This window comes from Eubacterium sp. An3 (genome assembly GCF_002159465.1).
Classification (GTDB): Bacteria; Bacillota; Clostridia; order Lachnospirales; family Lachnospiraceae; genus Anaerobutyricum; species Anaerobutyricum stercoris.
Genome location: NZ_NFIR01000007.1, coordinates 34,299 through 57,011, shown reverse-complemented (window position 1 = coordinate 57,011; position 22,713 = coordinate 34,299). Strand labels below are relative to the sequence as shown.

At 46.3% G+C, this 22,713-nt stretch carries 16 protein-coding genes and 1 pseudogene; 4 read left to right on the top strand and 13 right to left on the bottom strand.

Going from position 1 to position 22,713, the window contains the following annotated elements; all coding sequences use genetic code 11:
• Positions 1 to 29: 29 nt before the first annotated feature.
• The 6 genes from hisG to B5F87_RS08390 all read right to left on the bottom strand — a co-directional run bounded on the left by hisG (position 30) and on the right by B5F87_RS08390 (position 4,699).
• Positions 30 to 671 carry an ATP phosphoribosyltransferase gene (hisG, locus tag B5F87_RS08420; RefSeq protein ID WP_087279668.1) on the bottom strand — a complete coding sequence of 214 codons (642 nt, stop codon included), beginning with the start codon at positions 669 to 671 and terminating at the stop codon, positions 30 to 32.
• A gap of 1 nt (position 672) precedes the next feature.
• Entirely contained in the window at positions 673 to 1,938 is a 1,266-nt protein-coding gene (hisZ, locus tag B5F87_RS08415) for an ATP phosphoribosyltransferase regulatory subunit (RefSeq protein ID WP_087279663.1), read from the bottom strand.
• A gap of 202 nt (positions 1,939 to 2,140) precedes the next feature.
• A complete protein-coding gene (locus B5F87_RS08410) occupies positions 2,141 to 2,578 on the bottom strand; it encodes a PH domain-containing protein (protein ID WP_087279659.1) in 438 nt (145 codons plus the stop codon).
• Between the two features lie 200 nt (positions 2,579 to 2,778).
• On the bottom strand, positions 2,779 to 3,312 hold the full coding sequence (locus B5F87_RS08400; RefSeq protein WP_087279653.1) for a VanZ family protein: 534 nt from the start codon (positions 3,310 to 3,312) through the stop codon (positions 2,779 to 2,781).
• Between the two features lie 68 nt (positions 3,313 to 3,380).
• Positions 3,381 to 4,157 (bottom strand): DUF4367 domain-containing protein, encoded by a 777-nt coding sequence (locus B5F87_RS08395; protein WP_087279651.1) that lies wholly within the window; start codon positions 4,155 to 4,157, stop codon positions 3,381 to 3,383.
• Positions 4,154 to 4,699 carry a sigma-70 family RNA polymerase sigma factor gene (locus tag B5F87_RS08390; RefSeq protein ID WP_158096998.1) on the bottom strand — a complete coding sequence of 182 codons (546 nt, stop codon included), beginning with the start codon at positions 4,697 to 4,699 and terminating at the stop codon, positions 4,154 to 4,156. Before B5F87_RS08390 ends, B5F87_RS08395 begins: the two co-directional genes overlap by 4 nt.
• Before the next feature lie 695 nt (positions 4,700 to 5,394).
• On the opposite strand from B5F87_RS08390, the gene B5F87_RS08385 reads away from it, so the two are divergent.
• Positions 5,395 to 7,143: an NFACT RNA binding domain-containing protein gene (locus B5F87_RS08385; RefSeq protein WP_087279645.1), complete on the top strand. Its 1,749-nt coding sequence runs from the start codon at positions 5,395 to 5,397 to the stop codon at positions 7,141 to 7,143.
• Between the two features lie 45 nt (positions 7,144 to 7,188).
• Here the strand turns inward: B5F87_RS08385 and B5F87_RS08380 are convergent, their stop codons facing one another.
• Together B5F87_RS08380 and tnpB are read right to left on the bottom strand one after the other, a co-directional pair.
• Positions 7,189 to 8,058 carry a radical SAM protein gene (locus B5F87_RS08380; protein ID WP_087279642.1) on the bottom strand — a complete coding sequence of 290 codons (870 nt, stop codon included), beginning with the start codon at positions 8,056 to 8,058 and terminating at the stop codon, positions 7,189 to 7,191.
• Positions 8,059 to 8,215: 157 nt separating this feature from the next.
• Positions 8,216 to 9,320 (bottom strand): annotated as a pseudogene (gene tnpB, locus B5F87_RS08375) (IS200/IS605 family element RNA-guided endonuclease TnpB).
• Between the two features lie 260 nt (positions 9,321 to 9,580).
• Between tnpB and B5F87_RS08370 the strand changes: the two are divergent.
• On the top strand, positions 9,581 to 11,680 hold the full coding sequence (locus tag B5F87_RS08370) for a sodium-translocating pyrophosphatase (protein ID WP_087279639.1): 2,100 nt from the start codon (positions 9,581 to 9,583) through the stop codon (positions 11,678 to 11,680).
• A 124-nt stretch (positions 11,681 to 11,804) separates the two neighbouring features.
• On the opposite strand, the gene glgA is transcribed toward B5F87_RS08370, so the two are convergent.
• The 3 genes from glgA to B5F87_RS08350 form a co-directional block, all read right to left on the bottom strand.
• Positions 11,805 to 13,241, bottom strand: a complete 1,437-nt coding sequence (gene glgA / locus B5F87_RS08365; protein ID WP_087279638.1) for a glycogen synthase GlgA — start codon at positions 13,239 to 13,241, stop codon at positions 11,805 to 11,807.
• 160 nt (positions 13,242 to 13,401) lie between these two features.
• A complete protein-coding gene (locus B5F87_RS08360; RefSeq protein WP_087279634.1) occupies positions 13,402 to 13,962 on the bottom strand; it encodes a manganese efflux pump MntP family protein in 561 nt (186 codons plus the stop codon).
• Between the two features lie 272 nt (positions 13,963 to 14,234).
• Positions 14,235 to 18,287, bottom strand: a complete 4,053-nt coding sequence (locus tag B5F87_RS08350) for an MMPL family transporter (RefSeq protein ID WP_242964337.1) — start codon at positions 18,285 to 18,287, stop codon at positions 14,235 to 14,237.
• Between the two features lie 217 nt (positions 18,288 to 18,504).
• Here B5F87_RS08350 and B5F87_RS08345 point away from each other — a divergent pair, with 217 nt between their 5' ends.
• Entirely contained in the window at positions 18,505 to 19,107 is a 603-nt protein-coding gene (locus tag B5F87_RS08345; RefSeq protein WP_087279628.1) for a TetR/AcrR family transcriptional regulator C-terminal domain-containing protein, read from the top strand.
• Between the two features lie 29 nt (positions 19,108 to 19,136).
• Here B5F87_RS08345 and spo0A (B5F87_RS08340) read toward each other — a convergent pair whose 3' ends face one another.
• Together spo0A (B5F87_RS08340) and spo0A (B5F87_RS08335) are read right to left on the bottom strand one after the other, a co-directional pair.
• Entirely contained in the window at positions 19,137 to 19,958 is an 822-nt protein-coding gene (gene spo0A / locus B5F87_RS08340; protein ID WP_087279626.1) for a sporulation transcription factor Spo0A, read from the bottom strand.
• A gap of 62 nt (positions 19,959 to 20,020) precedes the next feature.
• Complete coding sequence (spo0A, locus tag B5F87_RS08335; RefSeq protein WP_087279622.1) at positions 20,021 to 20,842, bottom strand: sporulation transcription factor Spo0A; 822 nt, start codon at positions 20,840 to 20,842, stop codon at positions 20,021 to 20,023.
• Between the two features lie 326 nt (positions 20,843 to 21,168).
• On the opposite strand from spo0A (B5F87_RS08335), the gene B5F87_RS08330 reads away from it, so the two are divergent.
• Positions 21,169 to 22,701 carry a sodium:solute symporter gene (locus B5F87_RS08330; protein ID WP_087279619.1) on the top strand — a complete coding sequence of 511 codons (1,533 nt, stop codon included), beginning with the start codon at positions 21,169 to 21,171 and terminating at the stop codon, positions 22,699 to 22,701.
• Positions 22,702 to 22,713 lie beyond the last annotated feature (12 nt).

The window sequence follows — 22,713 nt, the reverse complement described above, 5'->3', positions numbered from 1 at the left end:
TTTTCCTCCACATTATTATTTCTTTTTTCTTATACCGCCTTTAACGCCCGCAGATCCTGGATCAGCTTGCGGATCCGCTCCTGCTCCATTTTGAGACTTACCTGATTGACCACCATCCGGGCGGAAAGGGAACAGATCTCTTCCAGCACCTCAAGGCCGTTGGCACGGAGCGTGGAGCCGGTCTCCACGATATCCACGATTACCTCAGAAAGGCCCACGATCGGCGCCAGCTCCACGGAACCATTCAGTTTGATGATCTCCACAGTCTGAAACTTCTTATTATAGAAGTAATCCTTGGCGATGTGCGGATACTTGGACGCCACGCGAATCAGCTCTCCGTGTTTGAGCTTCTCTCTGGCGGACGCCGGGCCGCAGACGCACATACGGCACTTTCCAAATCCCAGATCCATCACCTCATAAAGATTCCTTCCCTCTTCCAGAATCGTGTCCTCACCGACAACGCCGATATCCGCCGCGCCGTACTCCACATAGGTCGGCACGTCCGACGCCTTTGCCAGAAAAAACTTGAGCTTCAGCTCTTCATTGACAAAAATCAGCTTTCTCGTATCTTTATCTTTCATGGCCTCGCAGGTGATTCCCAGCTCCTCAAACATGGCCATGGTCGTTTTTGCCAGACGCCCTTTCGCCAGGGCAAATGTTAAATACCGCATTCTAGTACTCCCTCCTGAAATTAGTCAGACTGGTCTGTGCCACTCTGCCGGCAGAAAAATCATGGATGATCAGCGCATCCCCGTCCAGGACAAACACCGCCCGGGCGCCCTGCGCTTTCGCGAAGGAAATATAATCCCCTGCCTGCTGGTCTTCCTTCATGCAGATGCACTCCAGCTTATCTCCGCCGGTTCGCATTTCCATGGCAAGACCGATGGCCGTCGACATATCCTTTCTATTATAAAGGAGTACGGAATACTCAAATTCACGGATGGAAACCGGGATATTCTGCCTGTCCAGAGCAGAAAGCATATCATCCACCAGAATGGTAAAACCGATGGCCGGTGCATTTTTACCAAACTGCATGAGCAGATTGTCATACCGGCCTCCTTTTCCGATGGCGTCTCCGGTTCCGTAAGTATATCCTCTGAAAATAATGCCTGTGTAGTAATCAAAATGATTGACCATGCCAAGGTCAAAGCTTACATATTTCTCGTAGCCGTAATGACAGATCACCTCATAGACCTGCTCCAGACGCTCGATGGCTGCCTGGCATCTCGGATTCACCGTCAGCTTTTTCGCCTGCTCAAGCATGGACACGTCTCCGTACAGCTCGTTATATTCCAGCAAAATATTCCGGTAGCAGTCCTTCATAGGCAGATCCGCCAGCAGAAGTTCCATACCCAGAGAATTCTTATTCTCAATATATTCATGGATCTGCGCCTTTACCTCGTCGGATACGTCCAGCGCCTCCATGATTCCTCTGTAAAACTCACTCTGACCGATATCAATACGGAAATCATTCAGGCCGGCTTCCAGGAAACAGTCGATCATCATGACGATGGCCTCGGCGTCCGCCTCCGGCGAATCGTCGTTGATATACTCGGCGCCCAGCTCTGTCTTCTCCGCCAGCTTACCCTGATAACTTCTGTTATTAAGAAATGTATTGCCCACATAAGAAAGCCGCAGCGGAAATGTACAGTCGCTGTAATATTTTGCCACGCTTCTGGCGATGGACGGCGTCATATCCGGCCGCAGCACCAAAGTATTATTATCCCTGTCAAAAAACTTGAACATCTCCCGGGAGCTCACCGTTCCCGTATCACTGTTAAATATATCAAAAAACTCGAAGGCCGGCGTCTCGATATCCTGATAGCCGTAAAGCGCCAGCACCTGATGCAGTCTGCGCTCCAGCGCTGTCTTCTTCTTACATTCAGAATTATAAATATCTCTGACGCCCTCCGGGGTGTGAAGTAATTTTTCCTTCATAAATAAAAGTCTCTCCCTGTCTAAACATTTTACTTTATCGCAATGCAGTGGTAACGCAGCGATGCAATCTCGATTATACCTTTCTTCCTCCCGCTTGTCAATCTTTTTATCGTCTGCCAGTCGGGATTTTGTTAGCTGCCAACTGGGATTTCGGCTGGGATTTACCGGTCTGGATTCCTTTTACCGGCAGCCGGCGCAGCTTTTATAAATCAAGATCCTGCGGTTCATTTCCATATTCTATATCATCCAGATGCCCGGCAGCTCCGTACATGTCGCGGCCAACCACTTTCTTCTCTTCCCGTTCTTTCTCAATGAGATTACTGAGCATTCGTTTCACTTCCACCGAGTGAGCGATATTTTCCAGCCGGATCAGCGGTGTGGACTGGTCCTTCGTATTCATCTCAATGGTCCCCGTTCCAAAAATCCTCTGCGCGAGACTCCTCGTCAGGCTGATATCCGTGATCCGGTACAGCAGACACTCGTCTTCTCTCGAGGAAAGCAGCCCGGAATTAATATACAGTCTGCCGTCCCCCACGGAATACTTTGTAAAACTGATTGGAAACCACAGATGATGCTTCCGGTCCTGCCAGATTATATTACTGCCAATCTCACGAATTTCTCCGTTTTCTATCTTACTCATAGCTCTTTGCTCCTTTCTGTCCGTACATACAATGCCATCCGGCACGGGATTGTTTTATAGTACCACAGCAGAAAATCTATGTCAAAAAATAGTACCCTGCTCCAGGCACTAATACAACCAAAGAAACAGGGACAAAGCCCCTGAAACTCTGTCCCTGTTTCCTCCTGCATACTCGTCACCTTTTTCTTTTTGCTGTGCAATTATTCACTTTCCTTCGCATATCTCCCCAGCCACGCATAAGACAGTAAACCACCAATGATATACAAGATCATATCATCAATATCAATGCTCCGGTACAGATATCCCAGAAACAAACTAACCACAGCCTGGATTCCTTCCGCCATAACAGCAAAAGTCAAAAGCCATTTAATATATGCGCGTAAACTATACAGACGCATATACCATCCCAACACGCTCATAAGAAAGAAAAACAAAAGAATATTCCCACAAATCTGAGAGAGTGCTGTTCCAATCATGCCGTCCCTTACCGCCGAAATAATATATCCAGCTATGGTTTTAAAGGGAATTATGTTGATGCCAGCGAAACCTAGCTCATCCTGCGACAGCGGCAGCGGAAAAAGCAGCACGGTTAAAAAAACAATGAATGTGGCTGCCATTGCCAGAAACTTTATAATTTCCGACACATCCCATCTGAAATGTTCTGCCAACGCCGTTACCAGGCATATTGTTAATATGACAAAAAATAAAATACCAAAAACAAGATTTAAAATCATCTTCCCCTCCAAATTAACTTATATTTATCTCATATATATCTGCCGCATCATTTTATATACGTTCCATTTTACTCCTGAAGAATTCCGGAATTTTTGATCCACTCCACAATAATCTCTTCCGGCTGTTCCGACATGATAGTAAATATGTATCCATCCTTTTCAAAGAAAATCGAATTATCCCGGCCGCTGGATACAGAGTAGGCTTCTGTGCCGTTCAGATCGATTTTTCTTTTGTATCCCTCTTCTTCATTGCACGTGATAGTCACCGTATATATCGATGCGTCATGCTGCATGAAATGCAAATTATTTTCTTCTTTATTCTGGTACCATACTGTATACATTCTGCTTTCCGGTTCTTCCGTCTCATTCACCAAATGATACCCTTCCGGCACGTTCTTCCATCTATAAGCACGAAACGGCTGTTCGTCATCTGCGCTATTTCCTTCTGCTGCATTCTCATTTTTAGCTCCTTCAATGGAAACGCCGTTTGAGGAAAACTGAATACTCAGTTTCCTTAACCCCTCCCGCACATCTTCACTGGCAAGTGCCGCGGCAGATGCCAGCACCATTAAAAGTACAGCCACCAAAATATAACGACTTCCCGCAAATATATGGTGTTTCTCTCTTTTTTTTCTGGATTTTTGCAGTTTTTGCAGGAACGAAACTTTTTCATTTCCGAAAATGTGCGTATTCTCCTGCAGTAATCTCTGCATTTTCTCCTCAAACTGCGGTGTAAATGTATGATACTTGTTTTGCATCTCTGTGTCAAGATTATCCAATTCCCTCTCCGCAGCCATACATACAGCCTCTTTTAAAATATGCTCATCCAACATCTGTTTTTTCATCTTTCATACCCCATTTCTGTCATTTTCTTTCTAAGCTGCTCCTTCGCTCTTCGTGCAACCTGTCTCACATAATCAGGCCTGATCTGAAGCAGAGCTGCAATCTCTTTTACTTTCATTTCATTATAATATTGCAGATACAGCACCTCTTTATATGGATACGAGAGCTGACAGACCAGATCAGCTATCAATGCCTTTTGCTCCTGCCCGATCAGTTCAGCCTCAGGCCCCGATTCTCCCGGAACACGTACATCATCTTCGTCACAATAAGGGGCCACCCGCTTCTGCTTTTCCAGCAGATCAAAACAATGATGTTTCAGTGCCGTGAGTATATAATTCCATGTCCGGCGGCTTTGCACATTGTCAAGTTTGTCCATATGCTTTGTCAGGGACAAAAAGGTCTCATGAACCATGTCCTCCGCGGATACTTCATTGCCCGTGATGCGAAAAGCAATCTGATACATCTTTTGTACGTACATTTCATATAATGTTTGAAATGCCGCCTTTTCCTCCGGCGTGTCCAGCAATTCCAGGTAAGCAATCATAGTTACATCTCTCCTCCGCATCTGATAATTCCTTTAAAAGGTATTTTTTTCTGTAAATCTATCTGTTTTGAAAACAGACGTTCGCAGGCCTGCAGCGTTTTTATCTGCTTTCATATATGAAACGGTTTTGCAGGCGTTTTGTGACAGATTTTTTGTATTTTTTTCAAATTAATAAATTTTTTTCATTTCCAAAATGTCCGCACGGATTTACCGGATATATCATCCACTCATCCACGCAAAAGAAACAGGGACAAAGCCCCTGAAACTCTGTCCCTGTTTACAATTTGATATTTCAATCAAAATTATTGTGCATCTGCTCCGCAGAAAACCACGCCTCTATCCTGGCAATTGGCACATCAACAATCTCGGCTATCAGCTCCACCGGATAATTCATGCAGCGCAGCCGAAAAGCGGTTTCTCTGGCCTTTTTGGCTTCACCTCTTGCTTCACCATGAGCCGCAACCTCTTCCTGTAATTTCTTTTTGTGAATGGTATTGTTTTATTTTATCATAATTCAGAAGGTATAAAAATAGAATATTTTCACAATTCCGCTTCTTTTGACATCCTCCTTCCGTCTATGGTATAGTACATAAGGATTTTTGCCTTTTGGCAGAGCTTTCGTAAAAATGTACTGCAAGCCGGTGCATTTCTCAGGAAATGTACCGGGCGCCGCAGTTTTCACAGGAGGAATATATATGGCTTTTGACGGAATTGTCATTTCCAATATTGTTTATGATATGAATCGTCTGCTTACCGGCGGGCGTATCTATAAAATTTATCAGCCGGAGGCCGATGAGCTGCTGCTGGTTGTAAAGAATCAGAAGGAAACGTACCGGCTGCTGCTGTCGGCCAGCGCCAGTCTGCCGCTGGTCTATTTTACGCCGGATAATAAGGCGAACCCGCTGACCGCGCCGAATTTTTGCATGCTGCTGCGGAAGCATATCAGCAACGGACGGATCACGGGGGTGGGCCAGCCGGGCATGGAACGAATCATGGAGATATCCATCGAACATCTCAATGAGCTGGGAGATCTGTGTCAGAAGAAGCTGGTCGTTGAGATCATGGGCAAGCACAGCAACATCATCTTTCTCGATGACGCGGGAATGATCATCGACAGCATCAAGCACATTTCCCATCAGATCAGCTCTGTGCGTGAAGTTCTTCCGGGGCGGACTTACATGGCGCCGCCGGTGCATGACAAGGTGTCCCTTGATGCCGTCACTCCGGAGTGGATGGAGCGTGTTCTGCTGAAAAAAGCTTCCACCGTGCAAAAGGGTATCTATACCAGTCTTTCCGGCATCAGCCCGGTGTTTGCCAGCGAGCTTTGTTACCGGACGGGTATCGACGGCAGCGCCGCCATGGCGTCCCTCTCGCCGGAAGAACAGACCGCCCTTTACGGAGAGCTCGTCCGTCTGCGGACGCAGATCGAGGAGCACCAGTATCAGCCGAATATCGTTTATCAGGGCAAGGCGCCGGTGGAATTTGCCAGCCTGCCGTTTACCATGTATCCGGATATGGAGACGAAGAACTTTGATTCTATCTCTGAGGTGCTGCGCACCTTCTATTCGGAAAAAGAAGTGGTGACAAGAATCCGTCAGAAGTCCACCGACCTGCGCCGGATCGTCTCCAACGCCATCGAGCGGACTGCCAAGAAATATGATCTGCAGAGAAAGCAGCTGTCAGATACTGATAAAAAAGAGAAATATAAGATTTACGGAGAGCTGCTCCACACCTACGGTTACGAGGCGCAGCCGGGGCAGAAGGAGCTGACCTGCGTCAACTATTATGACGGGCAGGAGATCACCATTCCTCTGGATCCGCAGCTTGACGCCATGGAAAATGCAAAGAAATATTTTGATCGTTACGGAAAGCTCAAACGGACCTACGAGGCGCTCTCCACCCTCGTGGAAGAAACCCGTGCAGAGCTTCTCCATCTGGAGTCCATCAGCAATGCTCTGGAGATTGCCCGGGACGAAAATGACCTTGCCATGATCAAGGAAGAGCTGATGGAATATAATTATGTAAAACGCCACGGTCAGAACCGCGGCAAAAAGAAAAACAAGGCCAAAAGCAAGCCGTTCCATTACATTTCCTCGGACGGCTTCCATATGTACGTGGGAAAAAATAACTTCCAGAACGAAGAGCTGACATTCAAGTTTGCCAACGGCAAAGACATGTGGTTCCACGCCAAAAAAATGGCCGGCTCCCACGTGATCGTCAAGCTGGAGACAGCCTCGGAGCTGCCGGACCGCACCTATGAGGAGGCCGCCCGCCTGGCAGCCTACTATTCCAAGGGCAAAGACGCCCCGAAGGTGGAGGTGGACTACACTGAACGACGGAATCTAAAAAAACCGCCGCAGGCAAAACCGGGCTTCGTGATCTACCACACCAACTACTCCATGACCATTGAGCCGGACATCAGCGGAATCCAGGAAATATCATAGAAAGACTGTCGACATGGCTTTATCATAAAGCATATGTTCCTCCTGTTACAACATCCTGTATCGTTCTGCCTTATAGCCCTGTCTTTTCTCCGCCTCTTCCACCTGCGCCAGCATGGCCGGAATGTCCCGGTTTAACGTGCCTTTTAACGCCAGGTAGTTGGAAGCGTGATTGGCGCGGTAAATGGTTCCCTCGGAGTCCACATGGCTGAGAAACAGTTTCGTCTCTTCCATCACATCGTCCGGCGTGAGGAGAGTCATGCTGCCGGCGCGAATCTCGGAAAGAATCGGCGCGCCCTTCTCCAGCATCAGCGTCAGGAATCCCAGATATTCCGGTTTCATGGCAGAGACCAGACGGGCCGACTCCAGCGCGTGTTCTTTCAGGCGTTCCCTGCCGCCCAGACCCGAAATGAGGGTGAGGGACAGCTTTATGCCGCACCGTTTCAGCTTCTCTGCCGCCTGTATCATCTGTTCCACTGTCACATCTTTTTTCACGTGAGTGAGTATCACCGGGTCGCCGGTCTCCGCGCCCACATAGACCATGGAAAGCCCTTCCTTTTTCAGCAGCGCAAGCTCCTCGTCTCCTTTCCGCAGAATATCCTGCACTGTAGCGTAAGCTGTGATCCGCTGACAAAATGGGAATTTTATCTTTATATATCTTAGGATATCCAGCAAATCTTCCGTTTTCAGTACAAGAGCATCGCCATCTGCAAGGAAGATACGCAGCGGCAATTCCCCGTATATTTCGGACATTTCATCCAAATCCAGCAACACTTCTTCTTTATGGCGGATACGGAACTTCTTATCTTTATACATATTGCAGAACGTGCAGCGATTGTGACTGCATCCGACAGTCACCTGAATAATCAGGCTGCGTGCCTCACTGGGAGGACGGTAAATATTTCCTTCGTATCTCATTTTTTACTCCTTTTATTTCTTTTTACCCATTATATTTGACAACGAAATTATTGTGAACTACCCATTGCCTAAAGTCATTGAGTTTCCTGCTTCATCAACCTCGTAACCTACTATCTCCACAGGCGTTGATTCGGGCAGTCCCTGCCCTACGTATTTTTTATGCTATCTGACGTAATCCTTCGGCTAATATATTTTTCGCCGCATTTATATCTCTGTCATGCATTTCTCCGCATTTTGGACATACCCACTTCCTTACAGATAGATTTTTTATGTCCCTGTTCTGATAACCGCAAACGGAACATAACTGGCTACTGGCATAATATGTGTCTATTTTTATGTACCTTCTTCCGTTCCATTTTGCCTTATACTCTAATTGCCTTGTCAGTTCATAACCACGATACATCTATTATGGATTTTGCCAGATGATGATTTTTTACCATATTTTTTATCCGCAGATTCTCAGAGACTATCACTTGGTTCTCGCTGATGATCTCATGGGTTATCCTATGCAAATGATCCTTTCTTATATTTGTGATTTTCTCATGGCATAACGCTATTTTTTTCTTTGTCTTATAATAATTACTGCTGCCTTTTTCTTTATGTGCCAGCTGCCTTTGCAATTTTGCTAGTTTTTTCTCATATTTTTTTATTATCTTTGGATTTTCGTATTTCCTTCCGTCTGATGTGATACACAAATTCTTAATTCCCAAATCCAGACCAATCTCCTTCTTTGTATGCGGTAATTCTCCATGCTCTGTTTCCACCAATATTGATACATAGTATTTCCCGCTTGGCACTTGCGATACGGTGACCGATTTTATCTGACCGCTAAAATCTCTGTGCAGTTTTGCCTTCACTTCTTTTAATTTCGGCAGTTTTACCTTACCCTTCTCAAAATCTACCGCTATATTTCCGTTCGTAAAATTTGTTGTGTATGATTTATGGTTGTCGTGTTTACTCTTAAACTTCGGATACCCTCTATGTTCTTTAAAAAATTTCTGATAGGCAGAATCCATGTTATAGATTGCATTTGTCAGAGCAAATTTATCCACATCCCTCAGCCATTCATATTCTTTCTTTAATTCTCTGTTGCAGTAATTATTACAGTCTGTTTTACTGACATATCTTTTCTCTTTTTCATATCTTTCTTTTCGATATGCGAGTGTCTGATTATAAACAAAACGGCAGCAGCCAAATGTTTTTGCAATCTGCACCTTTTGCACATTATCAGGATATATTCTGTATTTATATGCTTTTAACATTTGCTGCCATCTCCTGTCTGTCCTTTGTCTTCTTTCAATTAATTATACTATAACATACTTTTATATGTAGAACAAGTGTTCTTTTTATGTTCAGAAAAAGTAGCAAACATCATATAAATATCAAAACTTTTCTTTAAAATTTCAATAGGTATCGGTATTTTTTGTTAAAAAAACAAATAATTTCAGAAATATCTTCACCATTTTTAGTAAAAGTGTTATAATAAATAACATAAAAACCGTTCAAAAAGGGGGAAAAATGAATGGATAATCAATTGGCTTTATTAACATTGTTCGGCTCTGTTATCGCACTTTTATTTGCAGCCAGCAGAGCAAAAAAGGTACTGGGATTTCCGGAAGGAAATGACAGGATGAAAAAAATTTCTTCATTGATCCATCAGGGAGCTATGGCTTATCTGAGACGTCAGTATAAGATTCTGATCGCGTTCTTTGCAGGAATGTTTATCATCCTCTTTATTATGGCAGTTCTTGGTTTTCTGACCTGGTTCGTTCCGTTTGCTTTCCTGACCGGAGGATTCTTTTCCGGATTGTCGGGTTTCGTGGGAATGCAGATCGCCACAAGAGCCAACGCCAGAACGGCAGCGGCCTGTCAGAGCGGACTGAATAAGGGTCTGAATGTTGCTTTCTCCGCCGGCTCCGTTATGGGATTTACGGTGGTTGGTCTGGGACTTCTGGATATTTCCATCTGGTATCTTCTCTTACGTCTGGTATTTAAGCTTCCAATCGAAGATATCACAAGTACTATGCTGACCTTTGGTATGGGCGCATCTTCCATGGCGCTGTTCGCCCGTGTGGGCGGCGGTATTTATACGAAAGCTGCCGATGTGGGTGCAGACCTTGTGGGCAAGGTTGAGGTCGGTATCCCGGAGGATGATCCCAGAAACCCGGCCGTTATCGCTGACAACGTAGGCGATAATGTAGGTGACGTTGCCGGCATGGGCGCAGACTTATATGAATCTTATGTTGGCTCCGTATTATCCGCATGTGCTCTGGGTGTTATTGCCTTTAACCGGATCGAATCCGTAGATCGTGTCAACGCCGTGGTCATTCCTATGATTCTTGCAGCTGTGGGTGTTCTGGCCTCCATCATCGGCTCTCTTCTTGTAAAGACCGGAGAAAGTACAGAACAGAGTACGCTTCTTAAAGCTCTCCGCCGCGGCACAAACACCAGTGCGATTCTTATTGCCGTCGTTGCTTTTCCGGTAGTATGGTTTGTTCTGGGTAAGGATTTCATTGGTTTTTATTTCGCCATTCTCGCCGGACTTCTTGCAGGTGTGCTCATTGGCTTTTTCACTGAATATTTTACATCAGATACATATAAACCGACACAGAATCTGGCCGGTCAGTCGGAAACCGGGTCTGCAACGATCATCATTGGCGGTTTAAGTCTTGGAATGTTATCAACAGCTGTTCCTATCATCATTATTGCTGTCTGCGTCATGGCTGCTTATTCTTTCTCCGGCGGATTCATTGATTCCACCAGAGGTCTTTATGGTATCGCTTTGGCCGCAGTGGGAATGTTGTCGACTCTGGGAATCACTCTGGCTACAGATGCCTACGGACCAATTGCCGATAATGCCGGCGGCATCGCCGAGATGGCAGGTCTGGATGCAGACGTAAGAAAACGTACGGATGCTCTCGATTCTCTTGGCAATACAACAGCCGCAACCGGCAAAGGATTTGCCATTGGCTCCGCAGCTCTGACCGCCCTTGCTCTGATCGCTTCCTATGTGGAAAAAGTACAGGAAGTCGGAGGCGCGGACATCACTCTTGACATGAGTGTCATGAATCCGTCCGTGCTTGTTGGTATCTTTATCGGCGCCTGCCTTCCGTTCGTCTTCGCCGCTCTTACCATGGAGTCTGTGGGACGAGCTGCCCAGAGCATTGTTGTTGAAGTCCGCCGCCAATTCAGGGAGATCACCGGTCTCATGGAAGGCAAGGCAGAAGCGGACTACACCAAATGTGTCGATATCTGTACGAAAGCCAGCCTGAAAGAAATGATTGCACCGACGCTCCTTGCCATCATCACTCCGGTCGTGACCGGCCTGATACTCGGCTACAACGGCGTCATCGGTCTTCTGACCGGCGCCACAGCCACCGGATTTCTCATGGCAGTCTTCATGGCCAATGCCGGAGGAGCCTGGGATAACGCTAAGAAATACATTGAGGGCGGCGCCCATGGCGGCAAAGGCAGTGAATGCCACAAAGCCGCAGTTGTCGGCGATACAGTAGGCGATCCGTTCAAGGATACCTCAGGACCTTCCATCAATATCCTGATCAAGCTTCTTTCGATGGTATCCATTGTATTTGCAGCGCTTGTAGTAAATTATCATATTTTCTGATTTGTTTACATCCTTTCAAATAAAATGACCCGGCAGCCGGAGGTATCCTCACCGGCTGCCGGGCTGTTTTTTCCGACATATATTCTTTTTATTCGTCTCAGAATATTTACTGTCTCTTTTTCTGTCACATCCCTGCATAGAGCTTCTCATACTCCGTACAAGAAGTATTCCAGGAATAATTCTCTCTCATTCCTCTCTCCGCTATACGGTTCCACTCTTCCGGCTGCTGTCGGTATACGGCCATAGCCTCCTGCAGCGTATCCCGCAGCGCTTCCATTGAATATTCCTCAAAACCGAAACCTGTTCCCGTGTGATATCTGCTGTCATAGACCTTCACCGTATCCTTAAGACCGCCGGTCAGCCGGACGATCGGCACGGTACCGTAGCGAAGCGCCATAAGCTGGGACAGTCCGCACGGCTCAAACTTCGACGGCATCAGCGTGGCGTCACAGCCGGCGTACATATATTTCGCCATGGCGTCGGAATAATTCACATCAAAGAAAACTTTATCAGGATATCTGGTCTTCACGCTGGCAAAGATTCCTTCATAGCGCTCCTCTCCGCCGCCAAGGATATAGAGCTGCACATCGCCGCTCAGGAAATCATTGAGCTGCGGAATCAGAAGATCCAGTCCTTTCTGCTCGGTGAGCCGGGATATGATGCAGACGGTAAAAATATTTTTGTCCGCCGGCAGCCCCGCTTCATTCTGCAGATACACTTTATTTTTCTTCTTTGCCCTGCGAAATGTATTGGCATTATAATGATATTTGATATATTCATCCTGCACCGGGCTGTAAATCTGATAATCAATGCCGTTGACAATGCCACTCAGATCATTTTTGCGGTACTGAAGGAGACCTTCCAGTCCCTCTCCGTATTCCGGCTCCTGGATCTCTTTGGCGTAGGTGCTGCTGACCGTGGTGACCTTATCGGCATAGGCGATGCCGCCTTTTAACATATTGCCCTGCCCGTAAAACTCCAGCTTATCAAAGGCGAACACCTCATCCGGAAGCCCGGTGATGTCTTTTAATGTGTTCACATCCGTCGTTCCCTGAAAACGCATGTTGTGAAGAGTCATCACAGTTTTAATATTTTTGTAGTACGGATTATTGCCGTATTCTGTTTTCAGATAGACAGGAATCAGCCCGGTCTGCCAGTCATGGCAGTGAATAATGTCCGGCTCAAATTCCAGATAGGAAAGCATCTCCAGCACAGCTTTAGAAAAGAAGCTGAACTTCTCGATGTCCATCCACATTTCCGAATAAGGGCTGTCCCCGGAAAAATAATGGTCACAGGCGAGGAAATAGCAGGTGATTCCCTGATATTCCAGAGTGTTGATGGTGATCGGATGTCTCCGCCATCCCATATGAACCGGGAACGGCAAAGAGACCGTCATTTGATTTTTCCATTTCTCATCGATACATTCATAGGCGGGAAGTACAATACGGACATCATAGCCCCGTTCCTTTAATTGTTTAGGCAGTGAACCGACTACGGCTCCCAGTCCCCCGGTCTTGATAAACGGGGAACATTCTGCTGCTGCATAGAGTATTTTTTTCATAGCATCCTCCCGTCTCATATACAGATCCACAGCCTGCGCGCGATTCCCGCTCTCACCTGGCCGGCACACAGCTGTGTATCACTGTCTTTTCATTTTCAGTCCTTCACATCCGGCCTCCGATTCCTGCCGGAAGCCTCGCCAAAGACCTTCTGCTTCTATTCTACACTAAAATTTCCAAATGTTCTAATAAAATTTTCGTTCCAAGTAAAATAAGTACGATTCCTCCGGCGATTTCTGCGTATGACTTATATTTTGCACCAAAAAGATTACCGATCTTCACGCCGATCACGGACAGAATAAAGGTGGTCACGCCGATAAATGTAATAGCAGGCACGATCTGTACATGGAGAAATGCAAAGGTGATTCCGACAGCCAGCGCGTCAATGCTGGTGGCAATGGCCAGCGGCAGCATCGCCTTCACGGAAAAGGATGCGTCAAGCTCTTCCGACTCTTCCCTTGCCTCCCGGATCATGTTGACGCCGATAAGCGCCAGCAAAATAAAAGCAATCCAGTGATCCACGCTGGTGATCATATGTCGGAAATTAACTCCCAGCAGATACCCGATCAGAGGCATCAGCGCCTGAAATCCGCCGAAATATAAACCTGTGATGATAAGATGGCTTTTTTTTGCCCGGGGCACAGACAGCCCCTTACAGACAGACACCGCAAAGGCGTCCATAGAAAGTCCCACTGCAATGATAAACAACTCAATAATACTCATCTCTTTTTACTCCTTTTTCTGTGGTTTACTGCGCAGAAAAGGCAGGGCAGCGACCGTGCATTTGCACAAAAAAACAAGACCCACCTGTATCTGCAGATAAGTCTCGCCATTTAAGATGAGAACAGGATTACTCCAGTATGTTGACCTCATCACACAATCTGTGCCGACTACTCTCTCATGTTCTGCCATTTTATCACAGAAAGGCGGAGGTTTCAATGCTTTCTTAAGAATTTCTTTCATTCTCCGCCTTTACAGAGAAAACGTCCGACCTTTTATGGACGAAATAAATCTATGAATTTATCAATAAATCCTTCCTGCGTCTCCGTATCTTTTTCCACAGTTTCTTTTGTTTTCTTTTCAACTGCTGCGGTTTTGATAACGAACTGCACAGACTTTACATTTTTATTTTTTGGTGACACAAAAGAGACTGTCTTTGTATCTTTTCCTTCCAGAGAAGCTAAAATTGTATCTATTCTGTCCTGCACTTCTTCATCCATAGTTCCGGTTTCTTCCTGCAATTCTCCAGTTCCGTCAGAGAGTTCCAGCGCACCGTCACAGAGCACGGAAAGATTCTCATAAAACTCCTCTGTCCCGTTTTCCAGATTCCTGGAACCTTTCAAAAGCTTTTTGCTCCCTTTTGCCAGAGAAGAAACACCGCTCACCACTTGTTTATAACTCTTAACAATAGCTGCCACACCATCTGTATACTCATTGATCCCGCTGTCAAGCTTTTTATAATTTTTAACCAGCGTATCAACACCGTCGGATAATGTTGTCAGTTTCCCCGATAATGTAAGCAGAGTATCTGTCAGACCGGATATTCCCGTATGAAAATCCGAATAACTGGCTGACAGCTCTGACAGACCTTCATTCAAAGAATCTGCTCCTCCTTCCACACTGTCCAGATATTCTTTCATCCCCGCGATAGCTCCGGTGTTTCCTGCAAAAAGTTTCTCATATGACTGCAGCCCCTCCAGCTGTTTTTCCAGCGCCGCTGCTTCTTCTTCCATTCCCTCCGTCTTTTTCAGCTTTTCGACGGTTGATTCCACTGAGGAAAGCAATGTGCTGAAGTCACTCTGTGCCGATTCGTTTCCTGACTGCAGACTGTCAAGATTCACGCCGTTTTTCTCCATCAACGCCTTAAACTGCGTATAACCCAGATTTTTCTCCAGATCGGCCGCACCTGCAGAAAGGCTGTCCAGAGCATCCCTGATATCTTTTGAGCTCTGTTTTAATGTTTTCAGCTCCTCTGTGGACATTTTCACAGCGGAAAGACTGCTCTGCATAGTTGTCAGAGCATCCAGCACTTCCCCGGAACCCTTCGTCAGCGAGGAGGACTTGCTGTTTAACGTTTTTAACGCATCCTGCATGCTGCTCACACCCTTCTCCAGAGAAGATATACCGGAGTCCAGCTCGTTAATGCCTGTGCGCATAGTCTTTGCTCCGCTGTTTAGTGACGCCCCTCCATCTTCCAGCGCATCGCTGCCGTCATATACAGCCTCCGCGCCGGAATGAAGCAGCTTTGTGGCATCCATCAATTCATTTACCCGGTCCATCAGTTCCTCATCATCCACATCCACGGACAGATTGAGGCGGATTCCGTTGATGGAAACCGCATCCATCTCAAAATCTTTCACATCCGCCTGAATAGTGGTGTCAAGTCCCTGTCCCGGCAGTATGGTGTACGTGAGTTGTTTATCAGATCCCACATTGGCAGCCGTCGCGTCAGCTGCAGTAATATTCTCACAAAGATCCGTATCTAGTGTGACCGATGCCTGCAGAGCATAATCTTCATAAAAATTCCCCTCACAGTTTTCATTTTCCGCGACGACAAAATGAATTTCCAGTTCACCGTCTTTTCCTGCCAGTTCTTTGGCTGTTACCGGGCGGCCATCCAGTTTATAGGTAAGAGAAATCTTCCAGGGAATTTCTGCATTTTCCATGGTTCCCTGATAATATACTTTCTCCGCATCGGATGTGAAACTCACTGTGTCTCCTTCCTGACGTATAACGTCAGAAGTAGTCAGCATTTTCACCGAGGAATACTCTCCGTAATCGGTCACGCTGCCGCCCGGAAATGTATTGACTACATTCACATTACGGATTCCCCCCTGAGCGTCCGTCATTACATAGATCACTTCTTCTTTCCCGTCTGAAGTCTTTTTATTATCAGCAGCTTCCGCAGCCCGGACAGGCGCGGTCTGAGTGACCACAAGAGCAACCGCAAGGAATCCTGCCAGCCGTTTTTTCATTTTTCTCATTTTTCTTTTTCCTTCTTTCTCCTTCACTTTGATAAAGGTTCCGTCCAGCACATATAAAAGCCCCGGCAGCACAAAGAACACGATCGCCAGCGAGCACAAGGTTCCCTTTCCAAGAAAGTATCCAAGCTGCGAGAGAAGACCGTGGGTGGATATGATACCCATTAAGAAACCGACTACCGTCAGCACACTGCCTGAGGTAAGAATCGAGACGGTGACAGAAGATATGGTCTTTACCAGCGCATCCGCTTTTCCACAATCCGCCCTGTATTCCCGGTACCTGTCTGTCATCAAAATCGCATAATCTACCGTTGCGCCCAGCTGAATGGAACTGATGATCAGATAAGCAATATAAAAAATCGTATCTCCCGCAAAATACGGAACTGATAAATTTATCCAGATAGCCGTTTCAATACTCAGTACCAGAATCACAGGAAGAACAAGCGACTTCATGGTCAGCAGCAGTATCACAAAAATAGAGCCCACCGCAACGGCGTTGACTTTCACCGTATCCTCGGTGATAGTCTCCATCAGATCACAGGTGGAAACGCCCTCTCCTGCGAGATACCACTGGCCCGGATAATATTTTTCGGCAGTCTGCCGGATAGCTTTTACGAGAGCAAATGTATCCTCTCCCTCATACTCGGCATCGACAGAGAGAACCATCCGGGTGTAATTTTCCGAGTTAAGCTGTGACAGAGTCTCCTCATCCAGGTATTCTTCCGGAATCTCCGCTCCCACGGTATCCACATAAGAGAGAATGCTGTCCACCCGGTCGATTTTCTTCAGGCTCTTCGACAGCTCCCGCTGCTTTGCTTTATCATCTTTTGGCACAAGGAGCACGTAAGTATCCGTATCTCCTGCCAGCTTCCGTATTGCTTCCGTATCCTGACCAAGCTTCGTTTCCTCCCCGAAAATGTGGGATGCCCCATAATAGAAACTATTAGAAGAAGAAGCCAGATAGGACGGTACGATGAGAATCACAAAAATCACTATCATCGGGGCCGTTATCTTCTTTACTGCTCTGCCAAAACCTGCAAAAGACGGAAGAAATGCTCTGTGTTTCGTCCTGTCTATCCACCGGCAGGTGTGAAGAAAGACGACCGGCATAAAAATAAATACGGTGATCAGGCTGATGGCAACTCCTTTTGCCAGCGCAAGCCCCAGATCCGGTCCCAGCAGAAACTGCATGAAACAAAGGGCAAGAAATCCGATGACCGTCGTGAGTCCGCTTGACAATATGGAAGAGGTTGACATACACAGCGCCTCAATCATCGCTTCTTTATCATCTGCCGCCCTTTTCCGGCATTCCTCAAACCGGTGCAGAAGAAACACTGAATAATCCAGAGACACAGCCAGCTGCAGGATATTTCCCGCGGAATTGGTCACAAAAGAAATCTCTCCAAAGATGAGATTCGTTCCCGCATTGATCACGATGGCGACTCCGAGACCGGCCAGAATCAGGAAGGGCTCTGCCCAGGAACCAGTGGTAAGCATCAGCACTGCCGTGACAAATATCACTGCGATGACAACGATTTTCTGCACTTCGCTGACTGTGCTGGTCGTCGCTTCCGCCGTGGAGACCGCGCTTCCCGTCACCGCATTGCTGTCACCGATAATTTCCCGTATCTCACTGACAGCCTCTATCCTGCTGTTTTCTGCGATGGTCAGAGAAAACAGTGCGTTTCCGTCTTTATAATAGGTCTCCACTGTTTTTTCATCCATGGTCTCCAGCGGTTCCGTGATGGATACGACGTCATCCAGCCAGGTAACGTCTGTTACTCCGTCCACATCCTGCAGGCGGGACTTATAGGAGAGAGCCTCTGTCAAAGATACATTTTTTACAAGAACCCTCGCATTAGGTATCCCCTCAGCAAACTCCTGCTCCATCACATCAATGGCCTTTGTAGAAGGACTGTCTTTCGGCAGATAATCATTGATATCATAATTGACCTGAATAAAGGGACGGCATGCCAGACTCGCCAGAAACAAGATTCCAAAAACAAGAATCACCAGTTTCGAATGTCTTAGCACGCCTCTGTAGAACTTTTCCATTTTCCGTATCACTCCAATCCTCTTATTGCGAGATTCATCATACAAAACGTTACTCAAAAAATACATGGCCAATTTCTACTCACCTGAGGAAAATTCTACATTTTTTAAAATTTAACGGTCAAATGTCCGGGATTACCCATTGTCTTTTCTTTTTTCCATTGTATAATAACGGATAGAACAGCATTTTTATTCGGTTATCAGAGATTGTATACGGAAGGAGACAGCAGAAATGACTCACGCGGAAAATTCCCTGCGCACCAAAACCAAACTTGCCGATTCGCTGAAAAAACTTATGATGCACAAGCCTTTTTCCAAAATCACGGTCAGCGAGATCATCCGGGACTGCAACGTCAACCGGAAGACCTTCTACTATCATTTTGAGGATATTTACGCCCTTCTCAAATGGATGTTTGCCCAGGATGCCATCAACATCGTAAAAGAGTACGACCTTCCCTCCGAATACCGGGAAGCGCTTTCTTTTGTCATGGATTATATATCGGATAATTCTTATATACTGAACTGCATTTTTGATTCTGTGGGGCTGGAAGAAATGAAACGTTCTCTTTATCCGGATATTCACGATATCATCCGGATCTGCATTGACAGCAAAGAAGAAGAGCTGGGGCTCCACATCAAAGAAGACTTTAAAAATTTTATCTGCAATCTGTATACGGAAGGATTTTCCGGTACACTGCTGAAACAGATCAAAGAGCCGGATAACGTGAGCAAAGAAGAAGCTATTTCATACTACTCTCTCATATTAAATGTATCTCTGCCGTCCGTTTTGCAAAGTGCTCCGAAAAAAGAAGACCTGCAGCCGGAAATACAATAAAAATTCCGGACTGCAGATTTTTTACATTTTTACGCATGCATTCTGTACTCAAGGCGGAGCTTGTCCGCAATCAAAGCGATAAACTCTGAGTTTGTTGGCTTACCTTTTCCGGCGCTGACTGTATATCCAAAGAGATCTTCCAGCACGTCGATTCTGCCCCGGTTCCACGCCACCTCAATGGCATGGCGTATGGCCCTCTCCACACTGCTTGAGGTTGTTTTATATTTTTTGGCAATGGTCGGATACAGCAGTTTCGTGATATAATTGAGCAGATTGATATCATTGACCGTCATCATAATGGCTTCGCGAATATACTGGTACCCTTTTATGTGGGCAGGAATGCCGATTTCCCGGATGATATTGGTGATATCCGCTTCCAGGCTGTTCTCCGTATATGCAGCCGCAGAAAGTACTTTTGCTTCTCTTTGTCCTGCTTCCTCCTCCACCTTTTTCTGGCGCAGGCTCTCCTCCCTGGCCGCTGCGATCTGCAGGATCCTGCGTGCCAGATTGTCCAGATTGAATGGCTTTAATATGTAGTAAGCGACCCCCAGTTTGCATGCACATTCGATCATAGACTGATTGCCTATGGAAGAGACAATGATAAACGACGGCGTATGAGACACGTTTTTATCGCTGTTAATCTTCTCTATGACGGAAAATCCGTCCATCACCGGAAGAACCACATCAAGAAGCACGATATCCGGCTGACCGCTTACTATGGCCGCGCAGGCATCCTGCCCGTTATCTACGCTGTCAATAAGGTTCATATCTTTTCTCTTGTCAAAAAAATCGCCAAGTTCTTTTCTTGAAATCTCTGAATGATCTGCGACTAAAATATTGATTGTTTTCATATGCAATGTCCTCCGTAAATTTTGTACTGCCACTCTGTTGTTCTACCTGATACCTTTGTTTTTTACTGTAATTTATTAAAATCTATCGCATTTTTATATTCCAGACGGATTTTATCGGAAATCAGCGCGATAAACTCTGAGTTTGTCGGCTTGCCTTTCCCCGACTGAATGGTGTAGCCAAACAGCTCGTGGATGGTGTCCATTTTTCCGCGGTTCCACGCCACTTCAATGGCATGCCGTATGGCTCTTTCCACCCTTGAAGGAGTTGTCTTATGCATTTTTGCAATGGTCGGATACAGCTGTTTGGTAATGGAATTTAAAATATCCATATCTGTCACCGCCATCTTAATCGAATCCCGCAGATACTGATACCCCTTAATATGAGCAGGAACTCCAATTTCATGGATAATGTTCGTCACAATCACCTCAAGCTGGTATTCCATATCCGTATGTTTTTGTTCTTTTTCCATGGAAATGAATTTTCCGGCGTCTTCCTTTGCTTTTTTCCCGTTTTTAACCTGTCGTATTTTTTTCATGAGAGAGTTCTGGTCGAAGGGCTTCAAAATCACATACCAGGCGCCCAGCTCCAGCGCTTCTTTTGTTATCATTTCCTGCTCCATGGCAGTCAGCACGATAAACGCCGGTTTCTTTTCCATTTCCTTATCCTTCTGTATCTCTTCCAGTACCCCGAGCCCGTCCATCTTCGGCATAATGATGTCCAGAAGCACCACGTCCGGGTGTGTCCGGCGGATCATTGACACTGCGTCCACGCCGTCAGAGGCGCTTCCGACAATCGTCATGTCCTGCTCTCTGGAAACAAGATCCTTCAGGTTATAACGGATTCTCTCGTTATCATCCGCAATTGCTACATTAATGTTTGACATATAACATCCTCCTGTAAATTGCAATGCTTTGTACCATCATTATACTTTTCCAGACAGCCGAATACAATTTTATTTTATCGCAATTGTTTATGATATTTATTATATTATGAGTTTCTCCCCTTCAATATGCCTTTTTTCCAAATATTTTTCTAGTTTTAGGCTCGGGAAAAATCGGTTTTGGCACTTTTTGTTGACTTTTTCAATTTCATGTGTTAAAGTTTTTATAGTTTTTACCGTTAAAGTGTCAAAGTGCATAAATTCTTCTACATTTGTACTTGCATCATTCAGCGGAAATAAAAAGAAATGAAAAAAGAAAGGGAGAAATTATGAAACTTATCGTCTTGATTATCTATTTTGCTATTTTAATCGGCATCGGATTCTACTGCAGAAAACATGCCACTGACGTCAACGGATTTGTTCTGGGAGGTCGTTCCGTAGGCCCATGGCTGACGGCTTTCGCTTACGGTACCTCCTATTTTTCTGCCGTGGTATTTGTGGGATACGCCGGACAGTTTGGCTGGCGTTTCGGTATCGCCGCCACCTGGGCGGGCATCGGCAACGCCATCATCGGCTCACTCCTTGCCTGGATGATTCTGGGGCGTCGGACCAGAGTAATGTCACAGCATCTTGACTCCGCGACCATGCCTCAGTTTTTTGGCAGGCGCTTCGACAGCCCTTCCTTAAAAATTGCGGCGTCCGCCATTATTTTCGTATTCCTGATTCCTTACACAGCTTCATTGTACAACGGACTATCGCGTCTTTTCGGAATGGCATTCCATATCGATTACTCCGTCTGTATTATCATTATGGCTGTTCTCACTGCTATATATGTCATTGCCGGCGGATATATGGCTACCGCCATCAATGACTTCATCCAGGGAATCATCATGCTGGTGGGCATCGCTGCCATTGTTATTGCCGTCATCAACAGTAAGGGCGGTTTCACCGCTGCTCTTGACGGACTGGCGCGGGTGACCGACGAGAGTGTCTCCACTACACCTGGTATCTTCGCATCCTTTTTCGGACCGGAGCCGCTCAACCTCCTGTTCGTGGTGATCCTGACCTCCCTCGGCACCTGGGGACTTCCGCAGATGGTGCAGAAGTTCTACGCCATCCGGGATGAGGATTCCATCAAAAAAGGAACTTTTATATCCACCATTTTTGCACTGGTAGTTGCCGGCGGCTGCTACTTCCTCGGAGGATTCGGACGTCTGTTTTCCGACCAGATTGACGTCGCGGCAAACGGCTATGATTCCATCATTCCGACCATGCTTGAGAACCTGAGCCCTGCGTTGATAGCTCTGACAGTCATCCTCGTACTGTCCGCTTCCATGTCCACCCTCTCCTCTCTTGTCATTGCGTCAAGCTCCACGCTGACCATCGACTTTATCAGGGACATTTTCTTTAAGAAAATGAGAGACGAAAGACAAGTTCTCATCATCCGGGTGCTCATCGTGGTTTTCATTGCCATCTCGGCCATACTGGCTCTTATCCAGTATAAGAGCAACGTGACATTTATCGCGCAGCTTATGGGAATCTCCTGGGGAGCTCTGGCGGGTGCCTTCCTGGCGCCGTTTCTTTACTCCCTTTACTGGAAACGCACTACAAAAGCCGCCTGCTGGGTATCCTTCCTTTTTGGCTGTATTCTGATGATCGTGGATATGGCTATACCTTCCATCCTTCCTGCCTTTATGCAGTCGCCGATCAACTGTGGTTCCATCGCCATGCTGGCAGGCCTTGTGATCGTTCCTGTGGTCAGCCTGCTCACGCCGAAACCGGAAGAATCATTTGTGGACGAAGTATTCTCCTGCTATAAGAAAACAAATGTAGTGGAACAAAAGACCGCCCTTGGGAAATAAAATAAATCAACC

Excerpts from the sequence above, each read along its gene's own strand:
- hisG (WP_087279668.1), bottom strand. The coding sequence starts at position 671 with ATGCGGTATTTAACATTTGCCCTGGCGAAAGGGCGTCTGGCAAAAACG.
- hisZ (WP_087279663.1), bottom strand. The coding sequence starts at position 1,938 with ATGAAGGAAAAATTACTTCACACCCCGGAGGGCGTCAGAGATATTTAT.
- B5F87_RS08410 (WP_087279659.1), bottom strand. The coding sequence starts at position 2,578 with ATGAGTAAGATAGAAAACGGAGAAATTCGTGAGATTGGCAGTAATATA.
- B5F87_RS08400 (WP_087279653.1), bottom strand. The coding sequence starts at position 3,312 with ATGATTTTAAATCTTGTTTTTGGTATTTTATTTTTTGTCATATTAACA.
- B5F87_RS08395 (WP_087279651.1), bottom strand. The coding sequence starts at position 4,157 with ATGAAAAAACAGATGTTGGATGAGCATATTTTAAAAGAGGCTGTATGT.
- B5F87_RS08390 (WP_158096998.1), bottom strand. The coding sequence starts at position 4,699 with ATGATTGCTTACCTGGAATTGCTGGACACGCCGGAGGAAAAGGCGGCA.
- B5F87_RS08385 (WP_087279645.1), top strand. The coding sequence starts at position 5,395 with ATGGCTTTTGACGGAATTGTCATTTCCAATATTGTTTATGATATGAAT.
- B5F87_RS08380 (WP_087279642.1), bottom strand. The coding sequence starts at position 8,058 with ATGAGATACGAAGGAAATATTTACCGTCCTCCCAGTGAGGCACGCAGC.
- B5F87_RS08370 (WP_087279639.1), top strand. The coding sequence starts at position 9,581 with ATGGATAATCAATTGGCTTTATTAACATTGTTCGGCTCTGTTATCGCA.
- glgA (WP_087279638.1), bottom strand. The coding sequence starts at position 13,241 with ATGAAAAAAATACTCTATGCAGCAGCAGAATGTTCCCCGTTTATCAAG.
- B5F87_RS08360 (WP_087279634.1), bottom strand. The coding sequence starts at position 13,962 with ATGAGTATTATTGAGTTGTTTATCATTGCAGTGGGACTTTCTATGGAC.
- B5F87_RS08345 (WP_087279628.1), top strand. The coding sequence starts at position 18,505 with ATGACTCACGCGGAAAATTCCCTGCGCACCAAAACCAAACTTGCCGAT.
- spo0A (WP_087279626.1), bottom strand. The coding sequence starts at position 19,958 with ATGAAAACAATCAATATTTTAGTCGCAGATCATTCAGAGATTTCAAGA.
- spo0A (WP_087279622.1), bottom strand. The coding sequence starts at position 20,842 with ATGTCAAACATTAATGTAGCAATTGCGGATGATAACGAGAGAATCCGT.
- B5F87_RS08330 (WP_087279619.1), top strand. The coding sequence starts at position 21,169 with ATGAAACTTATCGTCTTGATTATCTATTTTGCTATTTTAATCGGCATC.